The sequence below is a fragment of the Crossiella sp. CA-258035 genome (genome assembly GCF_030064675.1).
GTDB lineage: Bacteria > Actinomycetota > Actinomycetes > Mycobacteriales > Pseudonocardiaceae > Crossiella.
Window position 1 is genome coordinate 2,344,965 of record NZ_CP116413.1, and the last position, 17,197, is coordinate 2,362,161.

The window sequence follows — 17,197 nt, forward strand, 5'->3', positions numbered from 1 at the left end:
CGTGTGTTGGCCGTTGCGGTCACACCGCGGTGGGGCCGCCGGGGCGGGTGGTGCGGTCCTCGACGACCGTGCGGCCCACCGTGGCGGCCTCCTCGTCGGTGTACCGGCGGAAGCCCTCGGCGGTGACCACCGCGACCACCGGGAAGATGCCGCGGGTCAGGTCCGGGCCGCCGGTGGCGGTGTCCTCGTCGGCGGCGTCGTAGAGCGCCTCCACGCAGGCCCGCACCGCCTGCTGCTCGGACAGGCCCGGCCGGAACAGCTTCTTCAGCGCGCTGTTGGCGAACACCGACCCCGACCCGACCGCGGCGTAGGTGGTCTCCTCGGTGCGACCGCCGATCACCTCGTAGGTGAAGATCCGCCCGATGCCCCTGGTCACGTCGAACCCCGCGTACAGCGGCACCACCGCCAGCCCCTGCTGGGCCAGCCCGAAGTTGCCCTTGACCATGGAGTTCAGCTGGTTGGCCTTGCCCTCCAGAGTCAGCGAGACGCCCTCGATCTTCTCGTAGTGCTCCAGCTCGACCTGGAACAGCCGGACCAGCTCGACCGCGATGCCCACGGTGCCCGCGAAGGCGACCACCGAGTGCTCGTCGGCCTGCCGGACCTTCTCCAGGTCGCGCTGCGCGATCAGGTGCCCCGCGGTCGCCCTGCGGTCACCGGCCATCACCACGCCACCGTCGAAGACCGCCGCCAGCACCGTGGTGCCGTGCGGGGCGCTGACCGCCGTGCGCGGCACCCGGTGCCAGGGCAGCAGGTGCGGTGCCTCGGTCGACAGGTGGCGGAGGAACGAGGAGTCGGCCATGTCGATCAGCTAAGCGCACCACGGCCTACCTGGACAAGCGGGCTAGGCCGTCGGCCGGAAGAACCCCAGGAACGGCATGCCGGCATTGGTGGTGCGCAGCGGGGTCAGCCGCACCGGGTCACCGGCCTCGACCATCCGGCCCCGGTCCACGTACATCGCCACGTGCCCCTGCCACACGATCAGGTCGCCGGGCCGCAGGTCCGCGCGGTCCACCGGCTGCCCCACCGCCTGGTCGGCGGAGTGCCGGGGCAGGGCCACGCCCGCCTGCCGGTAGGCCCAGCTGGTCAACCCGGAGCAGTCGAAGCTCTCACCCGGCTTCACCGCGCCCCACTCGTACGGCAGCCCGAGCTGGCTCAGCGCCGCGCGCACCGCGGTGGCCGCCCGCTCCGAGGGCGCCCGGCCGCCGAAGACCGCGGGCGCGGGCAGGCCACCGTTGGCGACCAGCAGCTCCCGCCAGGTCAGCCGGTCCACCCGGCCGGTCACCGGTAGCGCCCGGTCGGCCTGGAACCCGCGCACCGCGGCGGTGGTGCTGGGGCCGTAGGCCGGGTTCGTCGGGGACAGCCGCGCGTCCGCCGCCTTGGTCAGCAGGGTCTTGAGCTGGCGCACCGACTCGGCGTCCCTGCTGCCGGTCTTGAGCGCGGGCAGGGCGGCGGCGACCCGGTCCATCCGCTGCCGGAGCTCGGCCTCGGCCAACCGTTCGGCCAGCCGGGGCAGGCCCGCGCACAGCTCGGCGCGACGGCGCAGGTGCTCGCGCTGCAGCCGGTCCGCGGAGGCGGCCACCACCCCGGTCCAGCCGCCCGCCGCCCCAGCGCCCGCCGGGTCGGGCTGCGGCTCGGCGCACAGCTGCTCGACGCTGGTGAGCGCGGTCCGCGCGGCCTCGAGGTCACCGGCGCGCACGCCCTGGTCGAACCTGGTCAGCGCGGCCTCCACCGCGGCCAGGCGGCGCTGGGTCTCGGCGACCCTGGCCAGCGCCTCGGCCGCGACCACCTGAGTGGCCGGCCGGGCGGCGGGGGAGAGGACGGGAGGGTCCAGGGCTTCGTCGGCGGGCGCGGCCGAAGCCACGGCGGGCGCCGACACGAGCGTGGCCACTCCGAAGGTCAACAGGGCCAGACGCGCCCCGGCTCGGCCAGACGGCATTCGGTGATCTCCCCGGTGTGCTCGTCGTGATTGGTGTTCGCTGTGCGTGGCCAGGGTTAGCACAGCCCGCCGCCGAGTGCCGGGCACACTCCGCCAGTCTGTCACCGGGTTCATCCGTTCGCGACAGTTTGAGTCCATTGTGGACCCTGATCGGTGATCGCGCCGGAAATTCGGTCACGGAGCGGATTCGTTCATCAGTCCGAGGTGGACTGTCCACAAGTCACGGTAACTGGACGAGGGGAAAGCTTTCCCCATATGGGGTTCTCCGGAAGAGGTATGGCTTGACAGCCCCGATGATCGTGCCGGTGCGCTGTCCGTGGCGCCGCAAGCGTACGGGAGGTTCTCGGTGGCAACTGGTGAGGGCCGGCGGCACAGACGCTGGCGGAGCAGGATGGCGGCGGGGATCACCCCGGCGCTGGTGGTGGGCGGGCTGACCATCGCCGGTGGCGGCCTCGCCCCGCCCACGGCACAGGCACAGCAACCGGTCTGCCCGGCCGGCACCACCGCTGTGCCGATCACCTGGGGCGCCAACGGCGCGGTGAAGTGGCCGCGCAACTCCACCAGCACCAAAGCCACCAACATCGCGGGCTCCGGCCTGGACCTCAACATCTCCCTCAGCGACCCGGCCAACCGCAACGGCGACGACTCGAACCCGTTGCAGAACACCGGTGAGGCCAACTCCGGCGGCAGTCTGTTCGGCTGGGACCCGCGCACCTACACCGAGACCGACGGCGCCTTCGGGCCCGGCTTCCTCACCATCGAGATGAACAGCCTCAACGTCGGCGACACCATGACGTTCCGGTTCAAGTTCTCGCACCCGGTGCTGCTGCCCGACTTCTCCGTCGGCGACATCGACTACGCGGGCCTGGGCGCCTCCCCGGCCGAGGAGCCGTGGAACTCCTTCCAGGACCAGATCCTGTTCACCGCCAACCGCCAGGGCCTGCCGGTCGGCGTCACGCTGACCCCGGTCGGCGTCATCCGCCCGGTGATCGCCGGCGGCACCGCGGTCGGCGGCCCCTACCAGCTCAACACCACCGGCGACGTCGCACCGGACGCGCCGGCCGGCACGCTGCGCGGCCGGACCAACGAGCCGGTCACCGAGTTCGTGCTGGCCTACTCCAACGGCCCCGACGACGTGGCCGCCGAAGCCGGTCCCAGCTACCCGCCGCCGATCCCGCCGCTGACCGCGCCGGCCAACTCGGTCTCCGACAGCCACGCGGTACGGGTCAACTTCTTCACCACCTGCCTGGGCACCGGCAGCATCGGCGCCACCCTCTACACCGACATCGACGGCGACGGCAAGCAGGACCCCGGCGAACCCGGGATCGCCGGGGCCAAGGTGCAACTCCTTGACCCGCAAGGCAATGTGGTGCAGACCGCGACCACGGACGCCAACGGCAAGTACCTGTTCGAGCAGCTGCCCGCCTTCGACTGGACCGTGCGGGTCGAGCCGGCCACGCTGCCCGCCGGGTACACCCAGACCGGGGATCCCGATGTCACCAAGGACAACAGGACCTCGGTGAAGCTCAACGCCGGTCAGGACGTGCTGACCGCGGATTTTGGCTACCAGCCGCCGTTGGGCACCGTCTCCGGCACGGTGTTCAGCGACCGCGACGACAACGGCGCGCTGGACTCCTCCGATGACGCCGGGATTGCCGGGGTCACGGTGACCCTCACCGGTCAGGACCTGGCCGGGAACCCGGTCAGCCGGACCACGACCACCGGCGCGGACGGCAAGTACTCCTTCCCGAACGTGCCCGCAGGCACCTACCAGGTGAAGGAGACCCAGCCGCCGGGCTACATCGACGGCAAGGACAGCCCGGGCACGAACGCCGCCGCGGCCGGGAACGACACCTTCACGGTCACGCTGCCACCCGGCGGATCCAGTCCTGGCCACAACTTCGCCGAGCTGCCCACCGGCAGCCTGACCGGTCAGGTGTACGTGGACGCCAACAACAACGGCGTGCGCGACACCGGTGAGGCCCCGATCTCCGGCACCGCGGTCAAGCTCACCGGCACCGACGACGCGGGCAACCCGGTCAGCCTGACCACGACCACCGCCGCCGACGGCAGCTACTCCTTCGACCGGCTCCGGCCCGGCAGCTACACGGTCACCGAGACCCAGCCGGAGGGCTACCTCGACGGCAGGGACAGGGCGGGTTCCGCTCGCGGCGAGCTCGGCAACGACAGCGTCACCGGAGTCACCCTCGGCCTCGGCCAGGCGGCCACCGGCTACGACTTCGGCGAGCTGCCGCCAGCCGGGATCTCCGGCAAGGTGGTGGAGGACGACGGCACCCCGATCCCCGGTGTGACGATCACGCTGACCGGCATCGACGCCGACGGCAAGCCGGTGCTCAAGACCACGACGTCCACTTCGGACGGTTCCTGGTCGTTCCCGAACCTGCCGCCCGGCAACTACAACGTGACCGAGACCCAGCCGCCCGGCTTCGGTGACGGCCCGGACACCCCTGGCCCGGCCGGTGGTTCGGCCACCCCGCCGGACACCATCAGCGGCATCACCCTCGACCCCGGCGAGAACGCGCCCGGCAACGTCTTCACCGAGAAGCGTTCCTCGATCGCGGGTCAGGTCTACGCCGACGCCAACAACAACGGCGTCCGCGATGCCGGTGAAGCGCCGATCCCCGGCGCCACCGTGACGTTGACCGGCACCGACGCCAACGGCCGGCCGGTCAGCAAGACGGCGACCACCGACGCCGAGGGCAGGTACGTCTTCGACCGGCTGCTCTCCGGCGGTTACACGGTGGCCGAGACCCAGCCGCCGGACTACCTGGACGGCAAGGACAAGGCGGGCAGCGCGGGCGGCCTGGCCGGCAACGACACCGTCGCCGCGATCCTGCTGCCCGGCGGCACCGCGGCCACCGGCTACGACTTCGGCGAGCTGGTCCCGGCCGGGATCTCCGGCAAGGTCACCGAGGACGACGGCACCCCGGTCCCGGGTGTGACGATCACGTTGACGGGCACCGATGCCAGCGGCAACCCGGTGATCAAGACCACCACCACGAAGCCGGACGGCACCTGGTCGTTCCCGAACCTGCCTCCTGGCACCTACACGGTGACCGAGACGCAGCCGCCCGGATTCGGTGACGGGCCGGACAAACCCGGTTCGGCCGGTGGCACGGCGACGGTGCCGGACACCATCAGCGGCATCACGTTGACGCCGGGCCAGAGCGGCACCGACTACCTGTTCACCGAGACCAGGGCCGTGATCGGCGGCCACGTCTACGTCGATGCCAACAACAACGGCATCATGGACAGCGGTGAGACCGGGATCGCGGGCGCCACGGTCACCTTGACCGGCACCGACGTCAACGGCCAGCCGGTGAGCAAGACGGTGACCACCGCGGCCGGTGGCTCGTACGAGTTCACCAAGCTGTTGTCCGGCAACTACACCGTGACCGAGACCCAGCCGGTCGGCTACCTCGACGGCAAGGACAAGGCCGGCAACGCCGGTGGCACGGCCAGCAACGACAAGGTTGTCGGCATCACCCTGCCCGCGGGCAGCGCGGCCATGGGCTACGACTTCGGCGAACTGCCCCCGGCCGGGATCTCCGGCAAGGTCGTGGAGGACGACGGCACGCCGATCCCCGGTGTGACGATCACGGTGACCGACAAGGACGGCATCAAGACCACCACCACGACAAAGCCGGACGGCACCTGGTCGTTCCCGAACCTGCCTCCTGGCACCTACACGGTGACCGAGACGCAGCCGCCGGGCTTCGGCGACGGGCCGGACACGCCGGGTTCCGCCGGTGGCACCCCGCAGCTGCCGGACACCTTCAGCGGCATCACGTTGACGCCGGGCCAGAGCGGCGCCGGGTACACCTTCACCGAGAAGCGGTCCTCGCTCGCGGGCAGGGTGTACGTGGACACCAACAACAACGGGGTCCAGGACGCCGGTGAGCCCGGTATCCCGGGTGCGAAGGTGACCCTCACCGGCACCGACGCCGCCGGGAACCCGGTGTCCAAGAACGTGGTCACCGACGCCAAGGGCGACTACCTGTTCGAGCGGCTGCTCGGTGGCGACTACACCGTCGCCGAGACCCAGCCCGCGGACTACACCGACGGCAAGGACGCGGTCGGCTCCGCGGGCGGCACGCTGGCCCCGCCGGACTCGGTCAAGCTGACGCTGCCGGTGGGCACCGCGGCCACCGGGTACGACTTCGGCGAGGTCGGGGTCGCGATCACCGGCACCGTGTGGGTGGACACCGACGGCGACGGCGTGATCGACCCGGCCGAGGCCAAGCGCCTGTCCGGGGTGGAGATCGTGTTGTTGGACAAGGACGGCAAGCAGGTCGGCAGGACCACCACCGACGCCTTCGGCAACTACGCCTTCCCCGGCCTGCCGCCCGGTGACTACACCGTGCGGGAGAACCAGCCGGGCGGCTACGGCACCACCACCCCGAACGAGGTGAAGGTGACCGTGCCCGCGGGTGGCACCAGCAAGGCGGACTTCGGCGAGCAGCTCGGCTCGATCGGTGACTTCGTCTTCTCGGACACCAACGCCAACGGCGTGCAGGACGCGGGTGAACCGGGCGTGCCTGGGGCGACTGTGATCCTGTACGACGACAAGGGAACCGAGGTGGCCAAGACCACCACCGGGGCCGACGGCAAGTACCGGTTCACCGATGTCCCGGCTGGCAGCTACCAGATCGGCTTCCACCTGCCGCCCGGCCAGGCGTTCACGGTGGCGGGCAAGGGAACCGACACCACCGGATCGGATCCGGACATCGCGACCGGACGCACCCCGGCGATCGCGATCACGGTGGTGGACGGCAAGATCACCCAACGGTCCGATGTGGACGCTGGCCTGGTCGCGGCCAAGGCGGACCTCGCGGTGGAGCTGACCGTGGACCGGCCGACCGCCAACACCGGCGAGAAGGTCACCTACACCGGCGTGGTCAGCAACACCGGCAACACCCCGGTGCGGGGCCAGGAGTACCGGCAGACCGTGCCGCCCGGCCTGACCATCACCTCGGTGACCGGCGACGGCTGGACGTGCTCGGTCAACGGCCAGCAGGTCGTGTGCACCCGGCCGGACGTGCTGCTGCCCGGCGGCAGGACCCCGCCGGTGACGGTGGTGACCGCCGCGAGGACCCCAGGGGCCTCGCTGGTGAGCACCGCGACCACCAGACCCCTTGACGGGCAGGTGGAAACCACGTTGACCAACAACACCGACACGGTCGACCTCACCGTGCTCGCGGGCAAGCCGGACCCCGGCAAGCTGGCCGACACGGGCGAGGAGACCGGGCCGCTGGTCGCCTGGGGCCTGCTGCTCCTGCTGGGTGGCAGCGGGCTGGTGGCGACGACCTTCCGGAAGCGGAGGCGTCACAACTGATCTGATCGGGTAGCCAACCGGGCCGGTGTCCACTGTGGACACCGGCCCGGTTGCGTCAGAGCTGGATCGCGGTGAGCACAATGCCGTTGTTGGCCAGCCAGCGCCCGGTGAACCCGGTCAGCGGCTTCCCGGCCACGGTCGGGCCGGGCACCAGCAGGGTGGCGGTGAAGGAGCCGTCGGCGGAGATGGCCAACCGGGCCTCCTCGAAGCTGAGCATCTTGCGGGCGGGCGGGTACCAGGCCTTGTACACCGACTCCTTGGCGCTGAACAGCAACCGGTCCCAGCACACCGAGGAGTCCGCACCGAGCGCGTGCAGCATCGCCCGCTCCTCGGGCAGCGACACCGCCTCCAGCACGCCGTCGGGCAGCGGTTCGTTCGGTTCGGCGTCGATGCCCAGGCTGAGCACGTCGGTGTCCATGGCCACCGCGGCCGCCCGGTACCGGTTGCAGTGCGTGATGCTGCCGACGAACCCGGCTGGCCACTGCGGGGCGCCACGCTCATCCGGCAGGATCGGCGCCGGCTCGACGCCGAGGAAGCCCAGCGCCTGCCGGGCGCACCAGCGGGCGGTGCTGAACTCGGCCTGCCGCTTGGGCACCGACTTGGCGACCAGTGCCAGCTCGGCCGGGAACAGGTCCACAGTGGACCGATCGGCGCTGGTCTCGACGGTGACCACCGGGGGTGGCAGCAGCTGGGCGATCACGGGTTCTCCTCCGCTGGCAGGATCTGGCGGAGCGGACCGCGCGGCAGGCCGCCGTACATCTTCCGCTCCCTCGGGTAGCCGATCGAGACCTCCTCGAACCGCACCCCGTCGTAGTGCGTGGTGCGCGGGATGTGCAGGTGCCCGTACACCGCGGCGACCGTGCGGTAGCGGCGGTGCCAGTCCGCGGTGCGCTCGGTGCCGCACCACAGCGCGAACTCCGGGTAGCGCAGCACGAACGTGGGATCGCGCACCAGCGGCCAGTGGTTGACCAGCACCAGCGGCACCGAGGGGTCATGGGCATCCAGACGGCGCGCCGTGATGGTCAGCCGGGACCGGCACCAGGCGTCCCGGCTGGGGTAAGGGTTCGGGTGCAACAGGAACTCGTCACTGCACACCACCCCGGCGGCGTGCGCCTTGGCCAGCGCGGCGGCCTTGTCGTCGGCCGGGTCGGTGCGGAAGGTGTAGTCGTAGAGCAGGAACAGGGGCGCGATCGCGGCCGGCCCGCCCGCGCCCCGCCACACCGGGAACTCGTCCTCCGGCGTGTGCACGCCCAGCTCGCGGCACAGCTCGACCAGCCGCCGGTAGCGCTGGTCCCCGCGCAGCTGCACCGGATCCTCCTTCGGCGTCCACAGCTCGTGGTTGCCGGGCACCCAGATCACCGTGTCGAACCGCCGCGCCAGCAGGGACAACGTCCACTCGATGTCGGCGAAGAGCTCACCCACGTCACCGGCCACGATCAGCCAGTCGCCGGGATGAGTGGGACGCACCAGCTCCTCGACCAGCTTCCGGTTCTCCGGGTAGGCGACGTGCAGGTCGCTGACGGCGAGCAGTCTCGGTTCTCCAGAAGCCACACGTGCACTATAAAGGCGAGCGGTTCATCAGAAATCCAATTTAAAGAAGTTCTTTGTGAGTTGGCTCTCGGGACTTGGCAAGTCATTGTTCTCGTGGTTGTCTTGACTCGGCGAGTCAGCCGGAAACATCGCTGAAACATCGCCGGACTGGGGTGCCTGCTTCCGCCCCTACCAAGCCTTGACGTGCATGGATGCCCGTAGGTGCTGGTCACCGCCGACTAATTGGGCAACCTTCTGTACTGCACCCCGACCACCCCCGGAAAAGTTAGGGGTTGAGGGTAGGGGTGACCGCCGGGATAACGTCGCCAAAAGTCGCGAGTTTCTTGTGTCGGTAATGGCGATGACGGGCGGGCTGGGGCACCTATGTCGGACAACACCACTGTTGCGGGCCGGGAGATCGCGGTCATCGGACTGTCCTGCCGGCTACCCGGCGCGGCGAACCCGGCCGAGTTCTGGCGGTTGCTCACCGAGGGTCGCAGCGCGATCACCGAAGTGCCCTCGGACCGGTGGGACGCCGACAAGTTCTTCGACGCGGATCCCGCCGCTCCCGGCCGGATGAACACCCGCTGGGGCGGGTTCCTGGACCGGGTGGACGGTTTTGATGCCGGCTTCTTCGGCATCTCCCCGCGCGAGGCCGCCGCGATGGACCCGCAGCAGCGGCTCATGCTGGAGCTGGGCTGGGAGGCCCTCGAGCACGCCGGACTGCTCCCCGCGCGGCTGGCCGGCAGCCGCACCGGGGTGTTCGTGGGCGCCATCTGGGACGACTACGCCACCCTGGTCTACCGCGGCGGCCCGGCGGCGATCACCCAGCACACCGTCACCGGCCTGCACCGCGGCATCATCGCCAACCGGCTCTCCTACGTCCTCGGCCTGCACGGCCCGAGCCTCGCGGTCGACTCCGCCCAGTCCTCCGCGCTGGTCGCCGTGCACCTGGCCTGCGAAAGCCTGCGCCGCGGCGAGTCCACCATGGCGCTGGCCGGTGGGGTGAACCTGAACCTGGTGCCGGAGACCACCATGGCCACCGCGAAGTTCGGCGGCCAGTCCCCGGACGGCCGCTGCCACACCTTCGACGCCCGCGCCAACGGCTACGTGCGCGGCGAGGGCGGCGGCTTCGTGCTGCTGAAGCCACTGGCCGCCGCGCTCGCCGACGGCGACCAGGTGCTCGCGGTGATCAAGGGCGGCGCGGTCAACAACGACGGCGAGTCCGCGGCGCTCACCACCCCCAACGGCCTTGCCCAGCAAGAGGTTCTGCGCCTGGCCTACCGGGACGCCGGGGTGGACCCGGCGCAGGTCCAGTACGTCGAGCTGCACGGCACCGGCACCAAGGTCGGCGACCCCATCGAGGCCGGCGCGCTGGGCGCGGTGCTCGGCACGGACCGGGTGGAACCGCTGCGGGTCGGCTCGGCCAAGACCAACGTCGGGCACTTAGAGGGCGCGGCCGGGATCGTCGGGCTGATCAAGACGGTGCTGGCCATCCGGCACCGGCAGCTGCCGCCCAGCCTGAACTTCGAGACGCCGAACCCGGAGATCGCCTTCGCCGAGCTGAAGCTGCGGGTGCAGGCCGAGCTGGGGGAGTGGCGGGACGCGCCGGTGCTGGCCGGAGTGTCCTCCTTCGGCATCGGCGGGACCAACTGCCACCTGGTGCTCGCGGAACCGCCGGTCGCGCAGGAGCTGCCGCTCGGAGCCGAGCCCACGGCCGCGGTGCGCCCGGTGCAGTCCGCGTTGGTGCCCTGGGCGCTGTCCGGTCGTAACCCGGAAACCCTTGCCGCGCAGGCCGACTGCCTTCTGTCCTTTGTGGATGGTCAGGAAATCGATGTCCGCGCGGTGGCCGGGGCGCTGGCCGGGACGCGGACCGCGTTCGAGCACCGGGCCGTGGTGGTCGCCGGGGACAGCGCCGGGTTCCGGGCGGCGCTGGCCGGGTTCGCCAGGGACGGGGTGGCCACCGGGGTGGTGCGCGGCACGGTCGCCGAGGGCGGGCTCGCGTTCCTGTTCTCCGGTCAGGGATCGCAGCGGCTGGGCATGGGCCGGGAACTGGCCGAGACCTTCCCGGTGTTCGCCACCGCCTTCGCCGAGGCGTGCGCGGAGCTGGACCGGCACCTGTCCAGCCCGCTGACCGAGGTCCTGGACACCGAGGAGCTGCACCAGACCGAGTTCACCCAGCCCGCCCTGTTCGCCATCGAGGTGGCGCTGTTCCGGCTGGTGGAGTCCTGGGGTGTGCGGCCGGACTACCTCGCCGGGCACTCGATCGGTGAGCTGGCCGCGGCGCACGTGGCCGGGGTGTTGTCGCTGGCAGATGCGGCCAAGCTGGTCGCGGCCCGAGGCCGGTTGATGCAGGCGCTGCCCGCCGGTGGCGCGATGCTGGCGGTGCAGGCGACCGAGGACGAGGTCGCGCCGTTGCTGGCCGGGCTGGACGCGGACATCGCGGCGGTCAACGGGCCGGAAGCCGTTGTGGTGTCGGGGACTCAGGCCGCGGTGACCGAGGTCGCCGGGAAGCTGACCGGCCGCAAGACCAAGCGGCTGACCGTGAGCCACGCCTTCCACTCGCTGCTGATGGACCCCATGCTGGCCGAGTTCCGGGCCGTGGCCGAGAGCATCAGCTACGGGCAGGCGCGGATTCCGTTGGTGTCCAACGTGACCGGCGAGCTGGCCGGGGACGAGCTGGGCACCGCGGAGTACTGGGTCCGGCACGTGCGGCAGGCGGTGCGGTTCGCCGACGGCATGCAAACACTGACCGAAAACGGTGTGTCCACGTTCCTCGAGCTGGGGCCGGATGGCGTGCTGGCCGCGCTGGGCGCCGGGATTCCGTTGCTGCGCAAGGACCGTGGCGAGGTGGAGGCGCTGATCACCGGTCTGGCGCAGGCCTGGACCCGCGGGGTCGCGGTCGACTTCGCCGTCTTCGGCGACGGCAGCCGGGTCGAGCTGCCCACCTACGCCTTCCAGCGCGAGCGGTACTGGCTGGACAGCGTGCCGGTGACGGCTCCCGCGCCGGTGCGCGGCCGGTCTTCGCTGGAACTGGTGCGCGCGCACGCCGCCGTGGTGCTGGGCCATCCCTCGGCCGAGGCGGTCGCCGCGGACCGCAGCTTCAAGGAACTGGGCTTCGCCTCGCTGACCGCGGTCGAGCTGCGCGACCAGCTCAGCCAGGCCACCGGTCGCGCGCTGCCGGCCACCCTGCTCTTCGACTACCCGACCCCGCTCGCCCTCGCCGCCCACCTGGACGGTGGCACAACGGAATCGGCCGCCGCGCCGGTGCGGGTCAGCGAGGACGAGCCGATCGCGATCGTGGCCATGGGCTGCCGCTACCCGGGCGGCGTGGCCTCCCCGGCGGACCTGTGGCGGCTGGTCAGCGACGGGGTGGACGCCATCTCACCGTTCCCGGCCGACCGCGGCTGGGACCTGGACCGGCTGTACCACCCCGATCCCGCGCACGCCGGAGCCTCCTACGCCCGCGAGGGCGGGTTCCTGGACGGCGCGACCGAGTTCGACGCCAAGTTCTTCGGCATCTCCCCGCGCGAGGCGCTGGCCATGGACCCGCAGCAACGCCTGCTGCTGGAGACCACCTGGGAGGTGTTCGAGCGCGCGGGCATCGACCCGACTTCGTTGCGCGGCAGCCAGTCCGGCGTGTTCGTCGGCGCGATGACCCAGGACTACGGGCCCCGCCTGCACGAGGCGGCCGAGGAGTTCGCCGGGCACCTGCTCACCGGCGCGACCGCGAGCGTGCTCTCCGGCCGGATCAGCTACACCTTCGGTTTTGAAGGCCCCGCGGTCACCGTGGACACCGCCTGCTCGGCCTCGCTGGTCTCGCTGCACCTGGCCGTGCAGTCCTTGCGGCGCGGGGAATGCGGGCTCGCGCTGGCCGGTGGCGTCGCGGTGCTGCCGACGCCGGGGATGTTCGTCGAGTTCTCCCGCCAGCGCGGTCTGGCTCCCGACGGCCGCTGCAAGGCATTCGGAGCCGGGGCCGATGGCACCGCCTGGGCCGAGGGGGTCGGCGTGCTGCTGCTGGAGCGGCTTTCCGACGCCCAGCGCAACGGGCACCCGGTGCTGGCCGTGGTGCGGGGCACCGCGGTCAACCAGGACGGCGCGTCGAACGGGCTGACCGCGCCCAACGGCCCGGCCCAGCAGCGGGTCATCCGGGCCGCGCTGGCCGACGCCGGACTGTCCACTTCGGACGTCGATGTGGTGGAGGCGCACGGCACCGGCACCAAGCTGGGCGACCCGATCGAGGCCCAGGCCCTGCTCGCGACCTACGGGCAGGAGCGGGAGACGCCGCTGCTGCTGGGCTCGCTGAAGTCCAACATCGGGCACGCGCAGGCCGCAGCCGGGGTTGGCGGCGTGATCAAGATGGTGCAGGCGATGCGGCACGGGATGTTGCCGCGGACCCTGCACGCGGACGTGCCTTCGCCGCGGGTCGACTGGTCGGCCGGGGCGGTGGAGCTGCTGACCGAGGCGCGGGAGTGGCCGGAGACCGGTGCGCCGCGCCGGGCCGCGGTTTCCTCGTTCGGCATCAGCGGGACCAACGCGCACGTGGTGCTGGAGGAGGCACCCGGTGCCGCTCCCGTCGAAGCTGCATCCGTGCCCGCCGGGCCGGTCGTGCTCTCCGGGCGCACGCCAGAAGCTTTGCGGGAGCTGGCCGAGTCCCTGCTCCCGGTGGAGGCTGACCCCGCCGACCTCGCGCACACCCTGGCCCGCCGCGCGCTGCACGAGCACCGGGCCGTCGTGCTCGGCGACCTCCGCGCCGGACTCACCGCCGTGGCCGCTGGGGAACCGGGCGTCATCCAGGACTCCGCGGTTGACGGGCAGGTCGCGTTCCTGTTCTCCGGCCAGGGTTCGCAGCGGCTCGGCATGGGCCGGGAGCTGGCCGAGGTCCCGGTGTTCGCGGCGGCTTTCGAGGCGGCCTGCGCCGAGCTGGACAAGCACCTGCCCCGTCCGCTCGCCGAGGTCCTGGAGTCGGCGGAGCTGCACCAGACCCGGTTCACCCAGCCCGCGCTGTTCGCGATCGAGGTGGCGCTGTTCCGGCTGGTGGAGTCCTGGGGAGTGCGGCCGGACTACCTGGTCGGGCACTCGATCGGCGAGCTGGCCGCGGCGCACGTGGCCGGGGTGTTGTCGCTGGCAGATGCGGCCAAGCTAGTCGCCGCGCGTGGCCGGTTGATGCAGGCGCTGCCGGCAGGTGGCGCGATGATCGCGTTGCAGGCGACCGAGGACGAGGTGCAGCCGCTGCTGACCGGTCGGTCGGCTGAGCTGAGCATCGCGGCGCTGAACGGGCCGACCTCCACCGTGATCGCCGGGGACGAGGCCGCCGCGCTGGAGGTGGCGGCGGTGTTCGAGGCGCAGGGGCGCAAGACCAAGCGGCTGACCGTGAGCCACGCCTTCCACTCGCCGCGGATGGACGGGATGCTGGCCGAGTTCCGGGCCGTGGCGGAGAGCGTGCGCTACGCGCCGGCGCGGATTCCGGTGGTGTCGAACGTGACCGGTGAGCTGGCCGGGGACGAGCTGGGCACCGCGGAGTACTGGGTGCGGCACGTGCGGCAGGCGGTCCGGTTCGCCGACGGCATCCGGACGTTGGAGGACGCCGGGGTGCGCACCTTCCTGGAGCTGGGGCCCGATGGTGTGCTGTCCGGGATGGGGCAGGACTGCCTGACCGGCGAGGCCGCGCTGATTCCGCTGCTGCGCAAGGACCGGCCCGAGCCGGAGGCGGCCTGGCAGGCGCTGGCCCGGCTGGTGTGCCGGGGTGTGCCGGTGGACCTCGCGGGGCTGACCTCGGGCGGGCGGCTGGTGGAGCTGCCGACCTATCCGTTCCAGCGGCAGCGGTTCTGGCTGGCTCCGAGTTCGTCCACTGTGGACTCCTCGGTGCACCCGATGCTGAGCGCGGCGGTGCCGATCGCCGGGACCGGTGGCGTGGTGCTGACCGGGCAGCTGTCCCGGCGGACGCACCCCTGGCTGGCGGACCACCAGATCCTGGGGTCGGTGCTGGTGCCGGGCACCGCGCTGGTGGAGCTGGCGCTGCGGGCGGCGGACGAGGCCGACTGTGCGGCGGTGGAGGAGCTGACCCTGGCCGCGCCGCTGGTGCTGCCCGAACAGGGTGTGGTGCAGGTGCAGGTGGTGCTGGCCGCCGAGCAGGACGGGCGGCGGGACTTGGAGCTGTACTCGCGGCTCGCGAACGGGGAGTGGACTCGGCACGCGAGCGGTGTGCTCGCCGTGGACGCGGACGCCCCGCTGGAACTGGGTGAGTGGCCGCCCGTCGGCGCGGAGGCGGTGGACCTGGACGGGTTCTACCAGCGGCTCGCCGAGCGTGGTTACGGCTACGGGCCGGAGTTCCAGGGTGTGCGCGGGGTGTGGCGGCGCGGGGAGGAGATCTTCACCGAAGTCCGCGTCCAGTCCACTGTGGACGGATTCGGGGTGCACCCCGCGCTGCTGGACGCCGCCCTGCACGGGCTGGTCGCCGCGGCCGAGGGTGCGAACCCGCCGCTGCCCTTCGCCTGGGCCGGGGTGCGGTTGCACGCCACCGGCGCGAGCACGCTGCGGGTGCGGCTGGCTCCGGCCGGTCAGGACGCGGTGTCCCTCGCGGTGACCGATCCGACCGGCGCGCCGGTGCTCTCCATCGACTCCCTGGTGCTGCGGCCGGTGTCCCCGGACGCGCTGCGAGTGCGGCCCGAGCTGGACTCGCTGTTCCGGGTGGATTGGCCGGTGGTCGCGCTGCCCGAGTCGCCCGTGCTGGCGGGCAAGGTGGTGCTGCTGGGCGGGGACGAGTTCAAGGCCGGGGTGGCGCTGCGGGCGGCTGGCGTCCAGGTCGAGGAGCGGACCGAGCCCGGGGACGCGGACCTGGTGGTGCTGACCTGCCCCGAGGGTTCGGTGCAGGCGGTCATCGCCGAGGTGCTGGCGGTGTTGCAGCGCAGCGAGTCCAGGGTGGTCGTGCTGACCAGGGACGCGGTGCTCGCCGACGCGCCGGAGCTGGCCGGGGCCGCGGTGTGGGGCCTGGTGCGGACCGCGCAGACCGAGCAGCCGGACCGGTTCCAGCTCATCGACCTGGACGCCGCCTCCGCCACCGCGCTGCCCGCCGCACTCGGCTCGGCTGAGCCGCAACTGGCCCTGCGCAATGGGATCGCGCATGCGCCCCGGCTGGCCAAGATCACCGAGTTCGCCGAACAGGGCTGGGACCCCGACGGGCTGGTGCTGATCACCGGCGCGACCGGCGCGCTCGGCGGGTTGCTGGCCAAGCACCTGGTCACCACGCACGGCGTGCGCCGCCTGCTGCTCACCAGCCGCCGCGGACCGCAAGCCCCTGGCGCGGCGGAACTCCAGGCTGAGCTGACCGGCCTGGGCGCGGAGGTGACCATCGAGGCCTGCGACGCCGCCGACCGGGCCGCACTCGCCGACCTGCTGGCCAGGCACCCGGTCACCGCGGTGATCCACACCGCCGGGGTGCTCGACGACGGCGTGCTGGCCGCGCTCACCCCCGAGCGCCTGGACACCGTGCTGCGGCCCAAAGTCGAGGCCGCGGTCAACCTGCACGAGCTGACCCAGGACCGGGAGCTGACCGCGTTCGTACTGTTCTCCTCGGTGATCGGCGTGCTCGGCGGCGCGGGCCAGGCCAACTACGCCGCCGCCAACGCCGCCCTGGACGCCCTCGCCCAGCGCCGCCAGGCCGCCGGACAGCCCGCGCTGTCCCTGGCCTGGGGACCGTGGGCCGAGGGCGGGATGGCCGCCCGGCTCGCCGAGGCCGACCGCAACCGGATGTCCAGGGCAGGCATGGCCCCGCTGCCACCGGAACTGGGCCTGGCCCTGTTCGACCTGGCGCTGGGCGCGGGCGAGGCCGCGCCGGTGCCGCTTAAGCTGGACACCAGCGCGCTCCGCGACGGCGCGGTGCCCGCCCTGCTGCGCGGGCTGGTCGCGCCCAAGCGCACCCGGCGGGCCGCCGCGACTGCGGCCATCAAACAGTCCTTTGTGGACAGACTGGTGGCCGCGCCGGAGGAGCAGCGGGCACAGCTGGTGCTCGACGTGGTGCGGGTCAACGCGGCCGGCGTGCTCGGCCACAGCGGGGACGCCTCGGTGGAGGCCGAGTCCTCGTTCAAGGAACTGGGTTTCGACTCGCTGACCTCGGTGGAGCTGCGCAACCGGCTCAACACCGCCACCGGGCTGCGGCTGCCGCCCACCCTGCTCTTCAACTACGCCACCCCGGCGCGACTGGCCGAGCACCTGCTCGCCCAGCTCGCCCCCGCCCCGGCCGCCCCGGCTGAGGAACCCGAGCCCGAGCTGCCCGCAGCCGAGTTCGACCAGGAACTTGACGCGGTCACCACCGCCGACGAGATCTTCGCTTTCATCGACAAGGAGTTCGGCAGTGTCTGAGTCCACTGAGCAGA

Annotated in this window: 6 protein-coding genes; 2 read left to right on the forward strand and 4 right to left on the reverse strand. The window is 72.1% G+C overall.

Annotated elements, in window-relative coordinates; all coding sequences use genetic code 11:
• Positions 1–19: 19 nt before the first annotated feature.
• Both prcB and N8J89_RS11310 read right to left on the reverse strand, forming a co-directional pair.
• Positions 20–799 (reverse strand): proteasome subunit beta, encoded by a 780-nt coding sequence (prcB, locus tag N8J89_RS11305; protein ID WP_283664286.1) that lies wholly within the window; start codon positions 797–799, stop codon positions 20–22.
• 42 nt (positions 800–841) lie between these two features.
• A complete protein-coding gene (locus tag N8J89_RS11310; protein WP_283664287.1) occupies positions 842–1,888 on the reverse strand; it encodes a C40 family peptidase in 1,047 nt (348 codons plus the stop codon).
• 439 nt (positions 1,889–2,327) lie between these two features.
• Between N8J89_RS11310 and N8J89_RS11315 the strand changes: the two genes are divergently transcribed.
• Positions 2,328–7,292 (forward strand): SdrD B-like domain-containing protein, encoded by a 4,965-nt coding sequence (locus tag N8J89_RS11315; protein WP_283664288.1) that lies wholly within the window; start codon positions 2,328–2,330, stop codon positions 7,290–7,292.
• Between the two features lie 55 nt (positions 7,293–7,347).
• On the opposite strand, the gene N8J89_RS11320 is transcribed toward N8J89_RS11315, so the two are convergent.
• Both N8J89_RS11320 and N8J89_RS11325 read right to left on the reverse strand, forming a co-directional pair.
• On the reverse strand, positions 7,348–7,992 hold the full coding sequence (locus tag N8J89_RS11320; protein WP_283664289.1) for a 4'-phosphopantetheinyl transferase family protein: 645 nt from the start codon (positions 7,990–7,992) through the stop codon (positions 7,348–7,350).
• A complete protein-coding gene (locus tag N8J89_RS11325; RefSeq protein ID WP_283664290.1) occupies positions 7,989–8,843 on the reverse strand; it encodes a metallophosphoesterase family protein in 855 nt (284 codons plus the stop codon). Before N8J89_RS11325 ends, N8J89_RS11320 begins: the two co-directional genes overlap by 4 nt.
• 363 nt (positions 8,844–9,206) lie before the next feature.
• On the opposite strand from N8J89_RS11325, the gene N8J89_RS11330 reads away from it, so the two are divergent.
• The gene (locus N8J89_RS11330; RefSeq protein ID WP_283664291.1) at positions 9,207–17,183 is read left to right on the forward strand and encodes a type I polyketide synthase; all 7,977 of its coding nucleotides are present in this window, start codon (positions 9,207–9,209) and stop codon (positions 17,181–17,183) included.
• Positions 17,184–17,197: the final 14 nt, after the last annotated feature.